General features: G+C 68.9%; 22 protein-coding genes, 1 tRNA gene and 1 riboswitch. Of the genes, 14 read left to right on the top strand and 9 right to left on the bottom strand.

The features are described from left to right. The first annotated feature begins 3 nt into the window (after positions 1 to 3). The 4 genes from proB to JNB_RS20020 all read left to right on the top strand — a co-directional run bounded on the left by proB (position 4) and on the right by JNB_RS20020 (position 2,906). On the top strand, positions 4 to 1,131 hold the full coding sequence (proB, locus tag JNB_RS20005; RefSeq protein ID WP_009778367.1) for a glutamate 5-kinase: 1,128 nt from the start codon (positions 4 to 6) through the stop codon (positions 1,129 to 1,131). A gap of 97 nt (positions 1,132 to 1,228) precedes the next feature. Beyond that, a riboswitch (cobalamin riboswitch) is annotated at positions 1,229 to 1,416 on the top strand. Positions 1,417 to 1,443: 27 nt separating this feature from the next. After that, positions 1,444 to 1,662 carry a CbtB-domain containing protein gene (locus tag JNB_RS20010; RefSeq protein ID WP_009778368.1) on the top strand — a complete coding sequence of 73 codons (219 nt, stop codon included), beginning with the start codon at positions 1,444 to 1,446 and terminating at the stop codon, positions 1,660 to 1,662. A gap of 30 nt (positions 1,663 to 1,692) precedes the next feature. After that, entirely contained in the window at positions 1,693 to 2,526 is an 834-nt protein-coding gene (locus JNB_RS20015; RefSeq protein ID WP_040884015.1) for a CbtA family protein, read from the top strand. After that, entirely contained in the window at positions 2,523 to 2,906 is a 384-nt protein-coding gene (locus tag JNB_RS20020) for a hypothetical protein (RefSeq protein WP_009778370.1), read from the top strand. The genes JNB_RS20015 and JNB_RS20020 overlap by 4 nt, the downstream gene beginning before the upstream one ends. A gap of 63 nt (positions 2,907 to 2,969) precedes the next feature. Here JNB_RS20020 and pdxY read toward each other — a convergent pair whose 3' ends face one another. Beyond that, on the bottom strand, positions 2,970 to 3,824 hold the full coding sequence (pdxY, locus tag JNB_RS20025) for a pyridoxal kinase PdxY (RefSeq protein ID WP_009778371.1): 855 nt from the start codon (positions 3,822 to 3,824) through the stop codon (positions 2,970 to 2,972). A 78-nt stretch (positions 3,825 to 3,902) separates the two neighbouring features. Between pdxY and JNB_RS20030 the strand changes: the two genes are divergently transcribed. Together JNB_RS20030 and JNB_RS20035 are read left to right on the top strand one after the other, a co-directional pair. Continuing rightward, positions 3,903 to 5,204, top strand: coding sequence for a glutamate-5-semialdehyde dehydrogenase (locus JNB_RS20030; protein ID WP_009778372.1), 1,302 nt, complete (start codon positions 3,903 to 3,905; stop codon positions 5,202 to 5,204). A 116-nt stretch (positions 5,205 to 5,320) separates the two neighbouring features. Next, positions 5,321 to 6,361, top strand: coding sequence for a hypothetical protein (locus JNB_RS20035; protein ID WP_009778373.1), 1,041 nt, complete (start codon positions 5,321 to 5,323; stop codon positions 6,359 to 6,361). 80 nt (positions 6,362 to 6,441) lie between these two features. Here JNB_RS20035 and JNB_RS20040 read toward each other — a convergent pair whose 3' ends face one another. Both JNB_RS20040 and JNB_RS20045 read right to left on the bottom strand, forming a co-directional pair. Next, the gene (locus JNB_RS20040; RefSeq protein WP_009778374.1) at positions 6,442 to 7,008 is read right to left on the bottom strand and encodes a hypothetical protein; all 567 of its coding nucleotides are present in this window, start codon (positions 7,006 to 7,008) and stop codon (positions 6,442 to 6,444) included. A gap of 65 nt (positions 7,009 to 7,073) precedes the next feature. Next, on the bottom strand, positions 7,074 to 8,075 hold the full coding sequence (locus JNB_RS20045) for a glycosyltransferase family 2 protein (RefSeq protein ID WP_009778375.1): 1,002 nt from the start codon (positions 8,073 to 8,075) through the stop codon (positions 7,074 to 7,076). A 533-nt stretch (positions 8,076 to 8,608) separates the two neighbouring features. Here JNB_RS20045 and JNB_RS22130 point away from each other — a divergent pair. From JNB_RS22130 to JNB_RS20075, 6 genes are all read left to right on the top strand, one after another. Beyond that, complete coding sequence (locus JNB_RS22130) at positions 8,609 to 8,845, top strand: hypothetical protein (RefSeq protein WP_009778376.1); 237 nt, start codon at positions 8,609 to 8,611, stop codon at positions 8,843 to 8,845. Then, the gene (gene nadD / locus JNB_RS20055; RefSeq protein ID WP_256364588.1) at positions 8,842 to 9,495 is read left to right on the top strand and encodes a nicotinate-nucleotide adenylyltransferase; all 654 of its coding nucleotides are present in this window, start codon (positions 8,842 to 8,844) and stop codon (positions 9,493 to 9,495) included. The genes JNB_RS22130 and nadD overlap by 4 nt, the downstream gene beginning before the upstream one ends. Continuing rightward, on the top strand, positions 9,482 to 9,859 hold the full coding sequence (gene rsfS / locus JNB_RS20060; RefSeq protein WP_009778378.1) for a ribosome silencing factor: 378 nt from the start codon (positions 9,482 to 9,484) through the stop codon (positions 9,857 to 9,859). Before nadD ends, rsfS begins: the two co-directional genes overlap by 14 nt. A gap of 26 nt (positions 9,860 to 9,885) precedes the next feature. After that, positions 9,886 to 10,539 (top strand): histidine phosphatase family protein, encoded by a 654-nt coding sequence (locus JNB_RS20065; RefSeq protein ID WP_040885330.1) that lies wholly within the window; start codon positions 9,886 to 9,888, stop codon positions 10,537 to 10,539. A 77-nt stretch (positions 10,540 to 10,616) separates the two neighbouring features. Further along, positions 10,617 to 10,689: transfer RNA gene (locus JNB_RS20070), tRNA-Ala, on the top strand. An 85-nt stretch (positions 10,690 to 10,774) separates the two neighbouring features. Continuing rightward, the gene (locus JNB_RS20075) at positions 10,775 to 11,455 is read left to right on the top strand and encodes a hypothetical protein (protein WP_009778380.1); all 681 of its coding nucleotides are present in this window, start codon (positions 10,775 to 10,777) and stop codon (positions 11,453 to 11,455) included. A gap of 117 nt (positions 11,456 to 11,572) precedes the next feature. Here JNB_RS20075 and JNB_RS20080 read toward each other — a convergent pair whose 3' ends face one another. The 6 genes from JNB_RS20080 to JNB_RS20105 form a co-directional block, all read right to left on the bottom strand. Beyond that, positions 11,573 to 12,415, bottom strand: a complete 843-nt coding sequence (locus tag JNB_RS20080; protein WP_009778381.1) for an SDR family oxidoreductase — start codon at positions 12,413 to 12,415, stop codon at positions 11,573 to 11,575. After that, complete coding sequence (locus JNB_RS20085; RefSeq protein WP_009778382.1) at positions 12,412 to 13,572, bottom strand: hypothetical protein; 1,161 nt, start codon at positions 13,570 to 13,572, stop codon at positions 12,412 to 12,414. The genes JNB_RS20080 and JNB_RS20085 overlap by 4 nt, the downstream gene beginning before the upstream one ends. Positions 13,573 to 13,672: 100 nt before the next feature. Further along, positions 13,673 to 14,689 (bottom strand): AraC family transcriptional regulator, encoded by a 1,017-nt coding sequence (locus JNB_RS20090; protein ID WP_009778383.1) that lies wholly within the window; start codon positions 14,687 to 14,689, stop codon positions 13,673 to 13,675. A gap of 48 nt (positions 14,690 to 14,737) precedes the next feature. After that, positions 14,738 to 15,337: a DNA-3-methyladenine glycosylase I gene (locus JNB_RS20095; protein ID WP_009778384.1), complete on the bottom strand. Its 600-nt coding sequence runs from the start codon at positions 15,335 to 15,337 to the stop codon at positions 14,738 to 14,740. Then, on the bottom strand, positions 15,334 to 15,819 hold the full coding sequence (locus JNB_RS20100; protein WP_009778385.1) for a hypothetical protein: 486 nt from the start codon (positions 15,817 to 15,819) through the stop codon (positions 15,334 to 15,336). Before JNB_RS20100 ends, JNB_RS20095 begins: the two co-directional genes overlap by 4 nt. 1 nt (position 15,820) lies before the next feature. Then, positions 15,821 to 16,957 (bottom strand): metallophosphoesterase, encoded by a 1,137-nt coding sequence (locus JNB_RS20105; RefSeq protein ID WP_009778386.1) that lies wholly within the window; start codon positions 16,955 to 16,957, stop codon positions 15,821 to 15,823. Positions 16,958 to 17,077: 120 nt separating this feature from the next. Between JNB_RS20105 and JNB_RS20110 the strand changes: the two genes are divergently transcribed. Both JNB_RS20110 and JNB_RS20115 read left to right on the top strand, forming a co-directional pair. Continuing rightward, positions 17,078 to 18,559 (top strand): NAD(P)/FAD-dependent oxidoreductase, encoded by a 1,482-nt coding sequence (locus JNB_RS20110; RefSeq protein ID WP_009778387.1) that lies wholly within the window; start codon positions 17,078 to 17,080, stop codon positions 18,557 to 18,559. A gap of 25 nt (positions 18,560 to 18,584) precedes the next feature. Further along, positions 18,585 to 19,379, top strand: a complete 795-nt coding sequence (locus JNB_RS20115) for a deoxyribonuclease IV (protein ID WP_009778388.1) — start codon at positions 18,585 to 18,587, stop codon at positions 19,377 to 19,379. The last annotated feature ends 210 nt before the right edge of the window (positions 19,380 to 19,589 follow it).

The following is a 19,589-nucleotide window of genomic DNA, read 5'->3' on the forward strand; positions in this document are numbered from 1 at the left end:
GTCGTGGGCACTGAGGCGGTCCTGCGCGCCGCCATCGGCAACGCGCACCGCGTCGTCGTCAAGGTCGGCTCTTCCTCCCTCACAGGACCTGGCGGAGGTGCCATCGACGAAGCGCGCCTCGTGGCGCTCGTCGGCCATCTCGCAGCCGTGCGTGAGCGCGGGGGAGAGGTCGTCCTCGTCTCGTCCGGGGCCATCGCGGCCGGGCTCGGCCCTCTCGGCCTGACCGCACGTCCGCGCGACCTCGCGACGCAGCAGGCGGCCGCCAGCGTGGGGCAGGGAGCCCTGGTCGCGGCATACGCCCGCGCCTTTGCCCAACACCACCTCACCGTGGGCCAGGTGCTGCTCACCGCCGACGACGTCACTCGGCGCACGCACTACACGAATGCCCGGCGCACCCTGACCCGTCTGCTCTCCTTGGGCATCGTCCCCGTCGTCAACGAGAACGACACCGTCGCCACGCACGAGATCCGCTTCGGTGACAACGACCGGCTCGCCGCCCTCGTGTCCCACCTCGTCGGTGCGGACGCCCTCGTGCTCCTCACCGACGTCGACGCGCTCTACGACGGTCCGCCCTCACGGGCAGGGTCCCAGCGGATCTCTGCGGTCCTGTCCGGCGAGGACCTTGCCGGCGTCGAGATCGGCGGCACGGGCAGCTCGGTCGGCAGCGGTGGCATGGCCACGAAGGTGGAGTCGGCCGGCATCGCTGGAGCGGCCGGCATACCCACCATCCTGTCGCGTCTCGCGGACGCGGGACACGCGCTGGCAGGTGACGACGTCGGCACCGTCTTTGCGCCGCAGGCGCGCTCACGGGCCTCACGCCAGCTCTGGATCGCCCACGCCACGACCCCCCGTGGTCGGCTCATCGTCGACGAGGGTGCGGTCACCGCGCTCACCAAGCGACGCACCTCGCTGCTGCCCGCCGGCATCGTCGAGGTGCAGGGCACCTTCACCGGGGGAGACCCGGTCGACGTGTGCGCACCCGACGGCCGGGCCATCGCGCGCGGTCTCGTGAACTACTCGTCGGGCGAGCTCCCGAACATGCTCGGACGCAGCACGCATGACCTGGCCCGTGATCTCGGTGCGGCCTACGAACGCGAGGTCATCCACCGCGACGACCTCGTGATGCTCTGAGCTGCGTTCTCCCAGACGGGTTCTCGCCCGCACGGATCGAAACGGACCGACAAGGACACGCACTGAGACACGGTCGACGCCAGCGGCGACCCGTGTGGCAGGATGCAAACGCCGCAGTGCACGGGAAGTCGGTGTGATTCCGACGTGGTCCTCGCCACTGTGACCAGGGAGTGGCTCTTCGTCGTTCGCCACTGACAGTTGCAGGTTCACGCCGCGCTGTTGGGAAGGCCGAGGAGTCGTGGTGATCTGGAAGCCAGGAGACCGGCTGCGGCGCAGATCAGTCCACGAGGCATGGAACGAAAGGGTCCCAAAATGACCAATTCCTCAGTTGTTGCTGTCCCCGCACGCCCCGCACCGTCGCTCGCGAGCATCCGCGTCCCCCTGTGGGCGTGGGCGCTGCTCGCCTTCGCGGTGTTCGCGCTCTACTTCGTCGCGCAGGAGAACGGCGCTTTGCTCAGTGCGTCGAACGCGCAGATGCTGCACGAGCTCACTCACGATGCGCGTCACGCTCTCGGCGTGCCGTGCCACTGATCCACGGCTGATCTCCCAAGAGAACGTCGCGTGATCAGTTTTGGATCCGTGCTGCGCCGAGGCGTGGCCGCGGGTGCTGCCGCCGGTCTGGCCGCAGCATTCGTCATCTGGCTCTTCGTCGAGCCCGTCATCCGCAAGGCCCTCGTCATCGAGGACCAACGCGGTGCATCCGGGGATTCCGGTGGCCACGCCGGCCACTCGGCCCTGTTCACCATCCCGTCCGTCCTGCCGGCTCACGGGGACGAACTCGTCTCCCGGGCGCAGCAGGTCGTGGGTGGCGCAGTCACCTCGCTCCTCGTCGGGATCGCCTTCGGTGTGATCTTCGCGGTCGTCTATGCCAAGGCTCGTCACCACCTCGCCGGCAGCAGTGACTTCTGGCGTTCGATCGGCCTTGCAGCCATCGGCTTCGGAGCGATCACCCTCCTGCCGGCGATCGTCATCCCGGCGAACCCACCGGCTGTCGGCGACCCGGCGACGGTCACCCAGCGCACCTGGCTCTATGTGCTGTCCCTGCTCCTCGGGGTCGCGATCGCCCTCGCTGTGCCGGTGCTCGACAGAGCGCTCGCTCGGCGTGGGCTCGCGGACTCCACCCGGTGGTCACTCGACGTGCTCGCCACGGTGGTGGCTGTCGTCGCCGTCGTCACGCTGCTGCCGGGAAGTCCCGACGCGGTGCCCGACGACGTCCCGGCCGCTGTCCTCTGGGACTTCCGGGTCGCCTCCCTCGCGCAGCTCGCTGCGATGTGGGTGACGCTCGGGACGGTCTTCGGACTGCTCATGGAGCGGGCAGCTGTCGCCGAGCGTGAGGCAGGCCGAGCGGACGAGCGTGAACTCGCCGCTGCCGGCTCCTCACCCGTGGACGCGTGAGCCGGCGCAACGACACGACCTGCACGATCCGCGTCTGCCGCGACTGCTGTTGCGGCACGGAGCGCAAGCACCCGGGCGTCGACCACGACGGACTTCTGGCCCGCCTCGAGGACGGCGCGCCGGGTGCGGCGCAGGTGTCGGTGAGCAACTGCTTGCTGGCGTGCGACCAGTCGAACGTCGTCGTCGTGGTGCCGTCACCGTCCGGCCGGCGTGCAGGTGGTCGGCCCGTGTGGGTTCGTGGCGTCCTTGATGACGCGACGGTGGATGCGCTCGTCGCGTGGGTGCAGGAGGGTGGGCCCGGCTGGACCGACCCGCCGGGCCAGGTGGCGCGTCTGGCGTTCCCGCCGAGCGGCCTGTCCCGGGACTACGTCACCCTCTGAGTCGGGACCTACCGCACCGTAGGCGGGGTGATCACCCCACCTACGGTGCGGTATCCGAGCAGGTCAGCGGAGCTGCTGGACCTCGAACTGCATCCGCGGGTGGGCGATCGTCTCCTGCGCCTGCACGAGCTGGAGCTCGCGCTGCCCGGAGTCGAGGGTGAGCTGCAGCAGGTCGAAGACGCTCGACACCGTGCGACCCAGGGCCACTCCGGCGTCCCCGCTCTCGAGCAGGTGGGCGGTGAACAGGGCCGCGGTCACGTCGCCTGACCCGTTCGCCTTCATCGGGAGCTGGGGCGTCTGGACGATCCAGGCGCCGTCACCGTGGACGGCGAGCATCTCGATCGTGCCCTCGGGACGGTCGGGACGCAGCACCGACGTCACCAAGACCGTTGACGGTCCCATCTCGCGCGCCCTCTCCACGGACGCGAACGTGTCCTCCAGTGACTCGGGCTCGGTCTCGGTGAGGTAGCCGAGCTCGAACTGGTTGGGGGTGATGAGGTCGGCCTGCGGCACGACTCGCTCACGCAGCAGCACCGGGATCGCCGGGTGGACGAAGCAGCCCGACTTCGCGTTGCCCATGACCGGGTCGCACGCATAGATGGCCTGGGGGTTGGCCGCCTTGACCCGGGCGACGGCGTCGAGGATGACGTCACCGATCTCCTCGCCACCCTGGTAGCCCGACAGCACCGCGTCGATCGCCGGCATGGCCTCCCGCTCCTGGATGCCGGTGATGACCTCGCGCACGTCGTCGGCCGCGAGCAGCGGGCCGCGCCACGCGCCGTAGCCGGTGTGGTTGCTGAAGTGCACCGTGTTGACCGGCCACACCTCGACACCGAGACGCTGCAGCGGGAAGACGGCGGCACTGTTGCCGACGTGGCCATAGGCGACCGAGGACTGGATGGAGAGGATCGTCGTCACTGCGCCATCCTCCCACCTCGCGTTCACGTCCCTGAGATGCGTGTATGCCGCCCGCTGCCGCGATTTACGCTGTGGGGTATGGCTCAAGCCTCAGCACCCACTGCCTCCGCGCTCGCCCCCGCCGACATCGCCCGGGTCGCCGACCTCGCCAGCAAGGCCCGCGAGGCCTCGCGCAGGCTTGCCCTGCTCAGCCGCGCCGACAAGGACGAAGCCCTGCGAGCCCTGGCCGATGCCCTCGACGCCGCGACCGAGCAGATCGTCGCGGCCAACGCCGAGGATGTCGACCGAGGCCGGGCGGGTGGCATGGTCGACGGGCTCATCGACCGACTGACGCTGACGCCCGAGCGGGTGGCGGCCGTGGCCGAGGCCGTACGTGACATCGCCGCCCTGCCCGACCCGGTCGGCGAGATCGTGCGTGGATCGACCCCCGCCAACGGTCTTCAGATCCGTCAGGTCCGCGTGCCCATGGGCGTCATCGGCATGATCTACGAGGCCCGCCCCAACGTCACCGTCGACGCCGCCGGCCTCGGGCTCAAGTCGGGCAACGCCGTAATCCTGCGCGGTGGGTCGGCGGCGGAGTCGACCAACAAGGCTCTCGTCGCGGTCATGCGTGATGCGCTCGAGGTGCAGGGCCTGCCGGCCGACGCCATCGGTCTTCTCGACGGAGGTCGCGACGCCGTGCGAGCGCTCCTCACGGCCCGCGGCCAGGTCGACCTCATCATTCCGCGTGGGGGAGCGGGGCTCATCCAGACCGTCGTCACTGAGTCGACCGTGCCCGTGATCGAGACAGGGGTCGGCAACTGCCACGTCTACGTCGATGCGGCCGCGGACCTCGACAAGGCGCTCGCGATCACGATCAACGCCAAGACCCACCGCCCGAGCGTCTGCAATGCCGCAGAGAAGCTCCTCGTCCACGCGTCGCTGGTCGAGGAGTTCCTGCCCAAGGTCCTCGCCGAGCTGTCGGGCGCCGGAGTGGTGCTCCACACGGATCCGGCGGCCGGGAGCGCTGCGGAGGCGGCCGGCATACCCCACGTTCCGGCGACGGAGGAGGACTGGGACACCGAGTACCTCGCGCTCGAGATGGGCGTTGCGGTCGTCGCCGACCTCGACGCCGCGCTCGCCCACATCCGCGCGCACTCGAGCGGGCACACCGAGGCGATCGTCACCGAGGACCGCGCGGCGGCACGGCGATTCACCACCGAGATCGACGCGGCTGCGGTCATGGTCAACGCGTCGACGCGGTTCACCGACGGCGGCGAGTTCGGGTTCGGTGCCGAGATCGGCATCTCCACCCAGAAGCTGCATGCCCGTGGCCCGATGGCGCTGCCCGAGCTCACGACGACGAAGTGGATCGTTGAGGGCGACGGCCAGATCCGCTGAGGCACTTCCCGGTAGGCGACCTCCCGTGCGGTTGACAACTGTCAATTAACCCAAGAAGGTGGGCGCACTGGGCGCGGTCAACGGCGACTGCACCCCTTCACCGGAGGTCACACTCGATGAAGCTCACCCGCGGTCGTCTGCTGACGACCCTGCTCACCGCCCTGTTCGCCCTTGTCGTGATGGTCTTGGCGGGACCCGCGACGGCCGGCTCGGCCAGCATTCTCACGAGTCCGGCGGACTACACGCTGCCCACGGCAGGGGGCGACATCCCGACGAAGCTGGCGACCCCTGCCGACAACGGTCCGCACGCGGGAAGTCAGACCGAGTGGTGGTACGTCCACGTGACCAACCCCGCGACGGGCGAGGTCTTCATCGCGCAGCTCTTCTCTGCACCGCTGCCCCTGGTCAACACCTTCTGGTACGACAAGAACGGCAACAAGTCGCACCTCACGTCGGCAACGACTCCGCCCGTGACGACGAACCAGCCCTCGGTCTGCGCCCTCGCAGGCTGCCTCAAGTACGACGCGACGAAGAAGGCCTACAACCTCAAGTGGTCGGCCAACGGCGTCACCGCGGACCTCTGGCTCAACAACCTCAAGCCCGGCGTCACCTGGGGCCCGGCCACGTATGACAACCAGTCGCTCTACTGGACCGTCCCCGCCGCGACGTCCAACGTCACCGGTTGGATCTGGCCGGTCGGCTCCCTCAAGCCCATCAGCGTCGACGGCTGGCGCGGCTACCACGACCACAACTGGGGCAACTTCAACCTCAGTGACCAGCAGTACGCCGGCTGGGAGTGGGCGGTCTCGCACCAGGCCGACGGTTCCGCGAAGCTGCTTGGCGGCGTCATCGACAGCCAGGGCGACTACCGCTCGGTGCTCGCCGACATCAAGCCCGACGGCACGATGACCGCCTGCCCGGGCACGGTGACGCACCTGTCCAACTTCACCAAGGCCGGACTCTTCGACTATCCGGGCACCGTCGACACCCAGTGCGCCACCCCGACGCCGGGAGTTGATCCGGTGACGTTCCAGGTGACCGCGCCGTACCAGGTGACGACGCCGACGTTCCTGTTCACCGAATCGGTCGGCAAAACCCAGCCCGGGTCACTCGCCCTGATCGAGCACTTCCGTACCCTGACCCACCTTGGCAGCTGAGCTCCAACCACTGCTGCTGACGTCGTCGGCCCCGTCCTCATCAAGGGCGGGGCCGACGCTGCGCACGCAAAGCGACTCGATCAGCGCGTGACGTGGAGCGTGTGGAGGACTTGGTCGCAGACCTGCTGGCCGCGCGCCGGGTCGGCTGCAACCGGGCACGCGACAGAAAAGAAGGTCTCGTTCTCGTGCCGGGCCCGACCCACGACGACGATGGTGCCAGCTGGCTTGCCGGGCCGAGCGTCACCCGGCGACGGTGGATCGACCCGTCCGGCCGGTAGTCCGTCGACGACGATCCGGGAGACCCCCGAAATTCCGACAGCAGTCTGCGCGATCAGGTCCAGCGGAGTGCCCTCGACGGGGTTGCGCGGGACCACGGACACCGTTGCGGCCTGGTCATCGGGCATTCCGGAGGCCGCGACGCGCAGGCATTCGCTCGAGTCCGAGTTGGTGGGGCAGGCGAGGGTGCGCCAGGTCGCCGGGATCGTGAAGGTCAAGGCACCGCTCGGCGTTCGGGCCGTGATGTCCGGGCCGGGCGATGCTGACGACTCATTGCTCCCGCGCAACATCACGACCAGTCCGGCGACGCTGGCGCCAACCATCGCGAGCAGTGCGATGACTGCCGCGATCACCACGGTCCGTCGGGACATGCCCGCAGTCTCCCAGTGGCCCTTCCTGCTTGTCTTCGAAACAGGGTTGCGCCCCGGTCACGACTTCAGGCGTGGGGCTGGTCAGCTCCGTCACGCGAAGGAGACTCGGCCGAACCAACGGCCGACTCCAGCGAGTCGTGGGCGATGAAGTAGGTCGGTCGAGCCTGCATCGCGGCATACATCCGGCCGACGTACTCGCCGAGGATGCCCAGTGCCAGCAGCTGCACGGCGCCGACCGCAGCCACGATGACGACGGTCGAGGTCCAACCGGGCAGGGCGTGGCCGAGGACGCGAGCGAACACGGCATACACAAGAACGCCGAAGGCGGCGACCCCGCCGAGGAGTCCGAGCCAGGTCGCGAAGCGCAGGGGCGCCAGCGAGAAGCCGGTCACCGAGTCGACCGAGAGGCGGATCATCTTGGCGAGCGGGTACTTCGAGGTCCCGGCGGCTCGCACCTCACGGGTGTAACCCACAGCGGCCGAGGGAAAGCCCAGGGCTGGCACGACGAAGCGCAGGACGCGGTTGTGCTCGGGCAGCGAGTTCACGGCCTCAACCGTGGCGCGCGACATGAGGCGGTAGTCGCCCGCATCCACAGGGGCATCGATGCTCGCGAGCCGGCGGATGGTCTTGTAGAACAGTCGCGCCGAGCCGCGCTTGAAGGCCGTGTCGGTGGACCGGTCCTCGCGCACGCCGTAGACGACGTCGACCGCATCCTCTCGAGCGACCCGCAACATCTCGGGGATGACCTCGGGCGGGTCCTGGAGGTCGGCGTCGAGCGTGACGACGTAGTCGCCGCGGGCGCGCTGCAACCCCGCCGAGATCGCGGCCTGGTGGCCGGAATTGGCGCGCAGCCGGACGATCCGCAGCTGCGGCCACTCGCGTCGCAGTCGCTCGAGGAGCACAGGGGTGGCATCGCTGCTCCCGTCATCGACGGCCACCACTTCATAGGTGGCGCCCATCCCGTCGGCGAGCGGGCGGAGGCGGTCCACGAGCAGCGGGAGGACGGCCTCCTCGTTGAACATCGGGATGACGATGCTCACGGTGATGGCTGGAGCAGGCGCGGGCATGGGGTTCAGCGTAAGGGGCGGGTGCTTCCGCCATGTCCGGACCGCCGCCCAGACTCCGCCAGGACGCACCGAAGGCCCCCGATGTATGAGATCGGGGGCCTTCAGCGCCGGGGCTAGCCCTTATTCATGTGAGCCGGTCGTTCCCGACGGGCGGACCCGCCGAGGGGGCCACACGACAGTGGCGTCGTCCCGGCTGGACCGGGGCGAACTTCGACTCTGGCCGTCGGCCGCGGTGTGCCCCGCGATGTCGCTCGCGGTGTGGGTCACCCCCCACCCAGTCCCGGTTTCACCCGGGGCCAGTGGCACAGCCGTTCTCCTTCGACCCGACTTCCACCCGTGCCCGAGGGCCAGGGTGGTTGTTCGTGGGTCCTTGTTTATCGCTGAAACCCCTTGTGGTGCAAGCGGATCAGCGAGTTTCTCGCCCAGCGGCGTCGCCCGCGCGTGTCGTCCACAGGCTGAGGGCCTTCGCCACGCTCCCATGCACAGCCCTGTGGACGACACCGGTGGACAACGAGGACGGTAGGCTGCCACCCATGACATCGCACGCCGCTCGTGTCCTCGCCGAGGAAGCCGCCCACCACGCCCTTCCTGCGCCCGCATGGGCCTTCGCGGTCACCGCACTGGCGGCCTTTGCGCTGCTGCTCGCCCTGACGTGGGCCTTCCGCGGCAACGCGCAGAAGCACACGCCCGACAGCGAGCGCAACGACCACCACTCGACCGACCTCGCGCACGCGCACGGCGGAACGATGCACGACGAGGGTCACCACTGAGCGCACCCCGACGCCGCCTGGGCGTGATGGGTGGGACGTTCGATCCCATCCACCACGGCCACCTCGTGGCTGCCTCGGAGGTGCAGTCGCACTTCGGTCTCGACGAGGTCATCTTCGTGCCGACGGGACAGCCGTGGCAAAAGGCCGAGCGCACGGTCAGTGAACCCGAGCACCGCTACCTCATGACGGTCATCGCGACCGCGTCGAACCCGCGCTTCCAGGTGAGCCGCGTCGACGTCGACCGCGAGGGCCCGACCTACACGATCGACACCCTGCGCGACCTGCGCGCGCAGCACCCCGATGACGAGCTGTTCTTCATCACCGGCGCCGATGCCCTCGCCCAGATCCTGTCGTGGAAGGACATCGACGAGCTCTGGGACCTTGCGCACTTCATCGGGGTCACGCGCCCCGGCTACGAGCTGTCCGAGTCCGGACTTCGGCAAGACCGTGTCACCCTTCAAGAGGTGCCGGCCATGGCCATCAGCTCCACCGACTGCCGGGAGCGGGTCGCCGACGGCGAACCGGTCTGGTACCTCGTGCCGGACGGCGTCGTCCAGTACATCAACAAACACCATCTGTATGCCGCGGCGCAGGATGCGTCGACCGACGCACCGTCCGCAGCACCCAAGGAGTCTCGTGCCCGCCACTGACCGTTCCCTCGAGCTTGCTCGCGCCGCCGCCCACGCAGCGTCGGAGAAGCTCGCCACCACCATCGTCGGCATCGACGTGAGCGAGCAGCTCGCGATCACCGACATCTTCGTCATCGCCTCCGCAGAGTCCGAGCGACAGGTCGGCGCCATCGTCGACGAGGTCGAGGACTCCCTGCGGGCCATGGGTTCCAAGCCCGTGCGCCGCGAGGGTCAGCGTGACGGCCGGTGGGTCCTCATCGACTTCGGCGACATCGTCGTCCACGTCCAGCACGACGACGAGCGCGAGTTCTATGAGCTCGAGCGTCTCTGGAAGGACTGCCCCGAGGTCGACCTCGGCGCGGTGGGCACGGAGCAGCAGGCCTGACGGTGGCTGGCGCCAACACCAGCCTGATGAACGTCGGTGCCCCCCGACGCCTCATCGTGCTCCGACACGGCGAGACCAGCCACAACGCCGCCGGCGTCTGGCAGGGGCAGCTCGACTCGCCCCTGTCCGAACGCGGACTGGCCCAGGCCGCGGCGGCCGCTGAGGCACTCGTGGCCTTCAAGCCGGTGCGCGTCGTCGCCTCCGACCTGTCCCGAGCGGCAGTGACGGGCGAGACGGTCGCGCGCGTGGACGGCATACCCTTCTGCACCGACGAACGCTTCCGTGAGATACATGCGGGTGCCTGGCAGGGCCTCACGGGCGACGAGGTCCGTGAGGGCTACCCCGAGGACATGGACAAGCTACTGCGTGGCGAGGACTTCAAGCGCGGCGGCCACGGTGAGTCGGTCGCCGACGTCGCCCTGCGGTGCCGCGCCGGTGTCGACGCCCTGCTCGAGACCCTCGAGTCGGGGGAGTGTGCCGTCATCGCCACGCACGGCGTCGCGGGTCGTGCTCTCGCGGCCGACCTCGTCGGCATCGACCAACGCACGTCGTGGATCGCCCTCGGTGGCCTCGGCAACTGCCACTGGGTCGAACTCACCGAAGGCCGCGCGGGGTGGCGGATCCAGACCTGGAACCACTCGGCGGCAACCGCTCCGGCCCGTGATTCCGGGGTTGCCTGACCCCGATTTGGTTGCGGAGCAGACCGCGTCGTAAACTTCCGCAGTCGCCTTCGGGGGACGTCCCACCGGGGCAACTCGGGGCATTGGCGCAGTTGGTAGCGCGCTTCCATGGCATGGAAGAGGTCAGGAGTTCGAATCTCCTATGCTCCACCGAAGAGAAGGGGCCGGACACATCGTGTCCGGCCCTTCTTCCATTCCATGTCGTGTTCCGGCTCGTCGGGAGGACACTCGACCCATGGGTGCAGACGACCCGGTGACCGCCGGGGAGGCGAGCTCGAGCCCACCGCCTCGGCCGGAGTTGGCGACGATGCTCGCCACCGAACACTGGAGCCTGCTCGGGACCCGCTCGATGACGTGGAGCGAGATCATGAGCCGGATCTCGATCCTGCTCACTGTGATGTCGGCATTCCTCGTCGTGCTCGCCCTCGTGGCCCAAGGTGTCGGCTTTGACCGATCTCTCCTGGGCCTGGGGATCGGCTTTGCCGCAGCCTCTCTTGTCGTGGGCAGCCTCACCGCTCTCCGGGTGGGGCTTGCCAGCCAGGAGGATGCGCAGCTCATCCGGGCCATGAACCGACTGAGGGCGGCCTATGTCGAACTTGCTCCGGAGATCGAGCCCTATCTGACGGCGTCGACCAAGGACGACCAAGCGGGGCTCATGGCGACCTACACCCTCGGCAACCGGCGACCGATGCTCGTGCACATCGTCGGCAGCACCACGTTCTTCGTCATCGTCATCAACACCCTCGTGGCGGGGACGCTCGGCGCCCTCGTCGGCGCCGCGGCTCAGGAAACCACGTGGCTCACGGTGGCGTGCGGGGTCGGTGCGGCGCTGGCTTGGTTCGCGCTGCAACTCGAGGTGACACGTCGTATGTTCGGCGTGCCCTTCGAGGACGTGCGCTTCCCCTCGGGCACCTGAGCGCCAAGTGGGCACCGTGCGCGGCAAAGGCGTGGTCCCTCGAACCGCGCACGCTCAGCAGGGCGTGACCAGAGGTCGTTTGCCGCGCCCCGTGCCCGGGCTGCCCGACTCGTGGGGTCAGGGCTTGTCGTCGGGAACGCCCTTCGCGAGGAACTTGCGCTGCGCCTTGCGGCCCTGCTCGAAGACCTGCGGGGCCAGCCTGAGCGCCACCCGCGGGAAGGTGTCACCGAAACGCACGAGACCACCGCGCCACTTGGGCAGCGTCGTCACCGGCTTCGGGTGATCGAGGACGTGGGCCACGGCGGCAATGACCTCCGACGTCTGGAGCAACTTGCCGGAGAACGACAGCGCCGACTGCGGGTCCTCCAGCTTGTCGTGGAGCATCGGCGTCCAGATGCCGTCGGGGCAGATGCACGAGATGTCGATCCCGTCGATGCCGGCCAGCCGCAGGTCGGTGAGCGTGCTGAGGCTGAAGCCGATCGCGGCGTGCTTCGACGCGGCATACACCGCTTCTCCCGGGACGGCCGTCAGGCCGGCGAGCGAGACGATGTTGACGACGTGACCGACGCCCTCGCCGGAGTCACGCATCGCGGCGATGGCGGCCAGGATGCCGTTCATCATGCCGATGGCGTTGACCTCGACCATCAGCCGTCGTTGCTCCTCCGACTGCTCCCAGGCGGGACCAGTGATGAGGACGCCGGCGTTGTTGACCCACACGTCGATGCGACCGGCGCGGGCGAGTGCGGCGTCTCGGGCCGCGAGGACCTGCTTCTCGTCGCGCACGTCGACGACCCGCCAGCCGGCCGCGCCGATCTCGTCCGCGCTCGCCCTGGCAGCCGCCTCGTCGAGGTCGGTGACGAGCACGTCGTAGCCGCGGGTGACGAGCAGTCGGGCGATCTCCTTGCCGAGCCCCCGGCCCGAGCCCGTGACGACGGCGCCGCGGCGCGCACCGGTGCTCATCGACGACCCGCCGTGATCGTGCCGTACGAGATGCCGCCGTGGACGTGGGTGGGCAGGACCGGCCAGAACCTCTTCCACGGCGCGAGCTCGGTCGAGGGGAGGATCTGCAGCCAGCGGGGGTCCTTCTTGCTCGGGTCCGCCATGATCTTCTCCTTGATCATCGAGTCGTACTGGTCGAGCGAGTCCTCGAGCGTGTTGGAGTTCGGGCAGATCTCGCGGCCGTAGATCTCGTGATACTTGCGCACGCCGGGGATCTTCGAGAGCTCGGGCTGCCAGTTGTCGAGCGAGATGCCGTTCTCGGACGAGACCCACACGCCGTCGGGGGTGTTGATGCACAGGGAGTGGTTGCCGTCGGTGTGGCCGGGGGTCCACAGCAGGGTCAGGCCGGGGCCGAGCTCGATGTCCCCGGTGAAGGTCGCGAACATCGCCAGGTCGACACCGCTGAGGCCGTCCTCGACGTACCACGCCCACTGCATCGGGTGGAGCGACTGGAGGGTGGCGAGCTCGCGTTCGTGGACGAGCATCCGCGCCTTCCCGAAGATCGGCTCGCGCGGCGCCGACTCGCCGGGGATGACGTCGGTCGAGCCGAGGATCATCCGCGGGTCCTGGACGTGGAGGTGGTCGAAGGTGCAGAAGTCGATGTCGTCGGCGCTGAGGCCGAGCTTGTCGAGGACGTCCTTGGGCTCGTTGTAGTACTTGAGCATCACGGCCTCGAGCACCTTGTTGGCGCCGGGGATGCCGTCGGCCAGGGCCTGGAGGTTCGCATAGAATGGCGCCTCGGCCGAGCCGGCCGGCACCGTCGGCTCGAACACGAGGGTGCGGGCCCTGCCGTCCCAGTCGTCGTACTGGACGACGATCATCCGGTTGATCATCGAGATCAGGGGCAGGTGGGGCACGGTCACGGCGCCGTTGAAAGCGAACGACACGGGGTAGGGCGCTGCCGCGATGTCGACCGACCTCACCGCGTGCACCTGGCCCTGAGAGGCAAAACGCTTCTTGTATGCCGTGGCCGCGTCGCGGACCGCCTGCAGCCGAGCGCCGCGGGGCCAGACGTCGTGCACCCCGTCGAACTCGGGGATGCTGCGAGCGCCGATGCTGGCGAGGTCGGTCGTGCTCGAGGCGGTCGTGCTCGAGGCGGTCGTGTCCAGGTCGGTCATCGTTCACTCCAGTGCTCGTATGTCGTGCAGCGTGCAGAAAGGGTGCCTCGGCGCCGCCGAGGACCCCCAGACTGCTCTCTGGATCAACGAAGAACTTGACTCAGGACGACAACCCGGCCGCGTGCCGGACCTCGCGCGGGCTCTGGCCCTCCCAGCGCCGGACCGCGCGGCTGAGGGTCGACTGCTCGGCAAAACCGACGAGTGCGGCGATCTGGCTCATCGGCAGGTCCGTCATCGTGAGGTAGCGGCGGGCGGCCTCATGACGCACCTGGTCGAGCACCAGTTCGAAGGTGGTGTTCTCCTGCGCGAGGTGGCGCTGCAGGGTTCGGGGCTGGACCTGCAGGAGGCGAGCGGCCGTGTCCAGCGAGGGGTCGCTGTTGCCGAGCACCTCGGCCAGGGCCAGCCGGACGCGAGCCGCCACCGTGCGGGTGGGATTCTCGTGGCTGCGGAGGTGCTTGAGGGCCATTGCGTGGATCGCCGCATTGGCGCTCTCGAACGTGGCGTCCATCGTCGAGCGGTGGACTCGCAGCGCGGGCGTCTCACCGCCGAACTTGACCTCGGCCCCGAACGCCTCGACATAGCGGCTCACGGGGGACAGGGGTGCGTGCGGGATCTCGACGGAGCGCAGGCCATAGCGCTCGCCGATGAGGAAGGCGGCGACCTGGTGGAAGAGCGCCAGCCCGAGCTCGATGCCCTGGGGTGAGTAGGGCGACTGGCGCGGGTCCTTGCGATACGTCAGGGCCACCACGCCACGCACGCCGCGGGGGTCGGGCTCCACGCCGATGCTGAGGGCAGGGGAGTGGACGAAGATGAAGCTCGACGCGCACTCGACAGCCTCGGCCACCGTGGAGGAGGCCTCGATGGCCACCGCCATGGGCCCGAGGATGGTGATGTCCTGCGAGGTGGCGAGTCGCAGCCCGAGGTCAGGACAGTCGAGTTCGCGTGCCGTGACGTCGAGCATCCGGTCGTGGTCCGTGATCGACACGAGGGCGTCATCGTGGGCCAGGGCGCCGACATCGATGCCGAACCGCGCGTACAGCGCGTCGGGGTCACCGCCCAGTTCGCGCACCAACGGCGCAAAGCCACGCAGGCTGGCGGCACGAATCATCGGACCCATGCACAGCAGGCTAGGCCGAATCTGCCGCCGGCCCGCCCGATCGGTGACTCAGGCTGGCCAGACGCCCGACGTGCCGCGGCGGTGCGAGTCGAGCAGGTGCGTGTCGACGATGCCGAGCGCCTCCATGAGGGCATACATCGTCGTCGGCCCGACAAACGCAAAACCCTTGCGCTTCAAGCCCTTCGACAGGGCGAGCGACTCAGGCGAGGTGGTCGGCACGTCGGCGTACGTCTTCGGCCGCGGGGTGTCCGTGGGCTGGAAGGACCACACGTATGCCGCGAGGTCACCGTCGGGGTCGTCGCGCAGTTCCAGCGTGGCCCGGGCGTTCTGGATCGTTGCGAGGATCTTGGCCCGGTTGCGGACGATGCCGGCGTCAGCCATGAGCCGCTCGTGGTCGTCATCGCCGAACTCGGCCACGGCCTCGGGGGAGAAGTCGGCAAAGGCCTCGCGGAAGGCTGGGCGCTTGCGCAGGATCGTCGCCCACGACAGCCCCGACTGGAAGGCCTCGAGCGAGAGGCGCTCGAAGACGCCGCGCTCGTCTCGCACCGGCATACCCCACTCCGTGTCGTAGTAGTCGCGCAGCATCGGGTCGACCGACGCCCACACCGGACGCGACAGCCCGTCGTCACCGACGACGATCTCGCTCACGCGATGTCCTGGCGAGCTGCCACGACGGCCTCGACGAACTCATGGGCGTCATCGACCGACACACCGAGGCGACCGCGCCGGTGCACGAGGGTCGCCATGGATCCGCCGACGCGGTAGGCCCACTTGCCACGGCCCTCCCAACGCACGCCCCAGCCGTGGCCGAAGCCGTTGACGTGGTCGCCCGCCCCCACATCGGTGATGTCCGCCATCGAGATCGTGCGCGACAGGACGGGATAGCCCACCGTGACCGCGCGATCCGTGACGGTGACCGTGACCGGACCCTTGGCGACGAGCCAGCCGAGGCCGACGAGAACGACGATGATCGCGAGCCCGAGGGCGATGGACCAACCGCCCATCGCGGCGACGAGGAGTCCGACGAGGACACCGACGGCGGCAACGATCGCACCGACGACGACCAGTGGCTTGGCGGGATGGGCGACGGACCGGTACCTGGGTGCTCCCAGTGCGGTCGGGTCGGACATGTCAGGCCTTCCTCAGGGTGATGAGCGGGATCTCGGGTGCTGCGGCGACACGCACCGGCGGCCCCCACGTGCCGGCACCGCGACTCGTGATGACGGGGACGCCGTCGATCACGGCGAACCCCTCAACCATGGGCTGTTGGAGCGGGACGAACAACTCGAAGGGCCAGACCTGACCGCCGTGGGTGTGTCCGGACAGCTGCAGGTCGACGCCGAGGTTCTGCGAGTTCTGAGCCAGTCGGGGTTGGTGTGCCACATAGAGCGTGAACGCATCGGCAGTGCCCGTGAGTGCCCGCTGCGGGTCGGGAGCGAACTCGCCGGTGCCCTCGTAGTCGTGCACGCCGGCGATCGAGATGGTCTCACCGTCGCGGGTGACGACCTCGGAGGTGTTGGTGAGAACCGTGATGCCGAGGCGCTTCCACTCGGCCACCCACTCCGCCGTCGAACCGGTGTAGATCTCGTGGTTGCCGGTGACGGCAAAGACGCCGAGCGGGGCGTCGAGGCCGGCCAGTGGAGCGATCTCGCTGCGGTGCCGGTCATAGGGCGCGTCGACGAGGTCTCCGCTGAGGACGACGATGTCGGGCCTGGCCGCGTTGACGCGGTCGACGACCTTCTGGGTGAAGTCGGAGCCGTGGACGATGCCGGCGTGAAGGTCGGTGACGAGCGCGACCGTCGTGCCGTCGAAGGACTGCGGCAGGGACGCCGACGTGTGCGTCGTCCTCGTGATCGTGGGGTCGGCTGCCGCCACGACGCCGTATGCCGTTGTGCCCAGTGCCGCTGTCGTCACCAGGACCGCTGTGGCTCGGTTGACCCGCCGAAGGACCGTGCTGCGCTGCTCGCGAGCGGTGACGAGCCACGTGATGAGCGCGAGGAGCTGCGCCGCGGCCAGGCCAAGAGCGAGGTACAACGCGACCACGAGCCAGGTCAGCCCCAGCCAGGCCACGGGTCGCGTGTCATCGGCCGTGCCCCATCGGAGCCCGCCTGCCAGGGCGACCACGGCGAGGGCCGTCAGGGCCACGAGAACGGCCGTCACGGCATACCTCCACCGCGTCTGCCAACCCGGCGCGACGACCAGGCGACGGTGCAACCAGAAGGTGAGCAGACCGACGACTGACACGGCGATGAGGGCAAAGAGGGCCACGCAGAAGTCCTGAAGTTGGCGGGGGTCGTGATGGAGGCCTCATGCTGCCACGGTGCAAGGACACGCTCATCCGTGGTCTCATGGTGGCTCTGTTTCGTGCCCACAGGGGAGAAGGCTGACGTGAAGAGCCTCCATGTCGACGTCCTCGTCGTCGGAGCCGGTCTCTCGGGTGTGGGCGCAGCCTGTCGGCTCACCCAGCTCAATCCGGACCGCTCGTTCGCTGTCCTGGAGTCGCGCGATTCCAGTGGTGGGACCTGGGATCTCTTTCGGTACCCCGGGATCCGGTCCGACTCGGACGTCCACACGTTCAGTTATCCGTTCCGCCCGTGGACCGGCACGGACCTGCTCGCTTCGGGGGAGTCGATCCGGGACTACATCCGCGACACCGCCCGTGAGTTCGGCGTCGAGGAGCGGATCCACTACGGACAGCGGGTCATCGCGGCGGGATGGTCCTCCGGGACGGCTCGCTGGACCGTGAAGGCGGAAACCGTCGACGGGCTCATCGAGCACACGGCGTCGTTCCTCTACATCTGCACCGGCTACTTCTCCTACGACACGGGGCACGTCGTCGACTTCCCCGGGCGCGCGGCGTTCGACGGGCCGATCATCCACCCGCAGTTCTGGCCCGAGAAGTTCGAGCCCCGCGGCAAGCGCATCGTCGTCATCGGCTCCGGTGCCACGGCCGTGACGCTCGTGCCGGCGCTCGCGGACGAGGGCGCGGCCCACGTGACGATGCTCCAACGCAGCCCCTCCTACGTTCTGCCCCGGTCGGGCAAGGACTCCATCGGCGACGGGTTGCGTCGGGTGCTGCCAGCGCGCGCCGCCCATCGGGCGATCCGCGCCAAGAACGTCGTGCAGAACGTCGGCCTCTACGAGGTCAGCCAGCGCTTCCCCGGCGCCGTCCGCAAGGGCCTCGCCCGGCTCAACGCGAAGTTCGTCGGGAGCGAGGTCGTGCGGGAGCACTTCACCCCCACCTACGGTCCGTGGGACCAGCGCATGTGCATCGTCCCCGACGGGGACTTCTTCACGGCCATTCGCCGGGGTGCCGCTTCCGTCGTCACGGACACGGTGCAGGAGTTCACCCGCAACGGCATCCGGCTCACCAGCGGCGAGGAGCTCGAGGCAGACGCGATCATCACGGCGACGGGGCTGAGGATCGAGGTGGCTGGTGGCATCACCTTCACCATGGACGGCACGACGTTTGCGCCCAACGAGCGCTACTTCTACAAGGGCGCGATGTTCGGGGGAGTGCCCAACCTCGCGGTGTGCCTGGGCTACACCAACAACTCGTGGACGTTGCGCGCCGACCTGACGTCGCGCTTCGTGAGCGCCGTGCTTGCACGTATGACGCAGACGGGGGCCGCCACCGCGACTCCGCGGCTCGACGAGACGATCGAGGACGGGGAGCCGCCGTTCGAGCTGTCGTCGGGCTACGTCCAGCGCTCAAGGCACCTCTTGCCGAAGCAGGGCACGACGAAGCCGTGGACGGTCAAGCAGAACTACTTCCACGACCTGCGACTGATGTCGGCGCGGCGCGTCGATGACGGCACGCTCGAGTTCGCGCCGCTCAGGGTGCGGCCGTCGGTCGTGGTCGGGCACTGACACCGGTCGTTCCTAGACTGGTGGAATGAGTCTCACCATCGGTGCCCACGTCGACCAGACCGACCCCCTCGCCGAAGCCGCTGCCCGCGGCACGACGTTGGTCCAGTTCTTCCTCGGTGACCCTCAGGGATACAAGGGACCAGAGATCCGGTATGCCGGGGGAGCAGCCGGTCTGCGCGCGGACGCCGAGGCGGCTGGGATCGCGTTGTACGTCCACGCGCCCTACATCATCAATGTCGCGACGACGAACAACCGGATCCGCATCCCGTCCCGCAAGCTCCTCCAGCAGCACGTCGACGCCGCCGCCGAGATCGGAGCCAAGGGTTTGATCGTCCACGGCGGTCACGTCGGCAAGACCGATGACCCGGAGGTCGGCTTCGACAACTGGCGCAAGGCGATTGAGGCAACCGACCTCAAGCTGCCGCTGCTCCTCGAGAACACCGCGGGCGGTGACAACGCTATGGCCCGCTATCTCGAGCGGATTGCCAAGGTGTGGGACGCCATCGGCTCCGCCTCGCAGGCCGACCAGGTCGGCTTCTGCCTCGACACGTGCCACGCCCATGCCGGCGGCAACAAGCTCGACACCGTCGTCGACGACATCCTCGCGATCACCGGTCGCATCGACCTCGTCCACTGCAACGACAGCCGTGACGCCTTCGACTCAGGGGCCGACCGGCACGCCAACTTCGGTGCGGGTCAGATCGACGCCGATCTGTTGGCGGGCGTCGTCCGGTCGGCGGGCGCGCCGGTCGTGTGCGAGACACCCGGTGGCGCCGAGGAGCACCAGGCCGACTTCGCCTGGCTGCGCGACCGCCTCTGAGCACGCTTCCCGGCCGGCGGCGTCAGAGCTGGCGAGGTCAGGACGAAGGCCACCACCACCAGCCAGCCGAGCGGCACGCGCCAGCCACCCAGCTCGAACGGGTCGCCAGCCAACCCGGTGATCAGGGCACCCAGCACCAGGGGATACCCAGGGCGACAGGAGCCCACGGGCGAAAGGTGAAAACTCCGCCTGCGCCGCGAATGACTCCGC

The organism is Janibacter sp. HTCC2649 (assembly GCF_000152705.1).
Taxonomy (GTDB): domain Bacteria; phylum Actinomycetota; class Actinomycetes; order Actinomycetales; family Dermatophilaceae; genus Knoellia.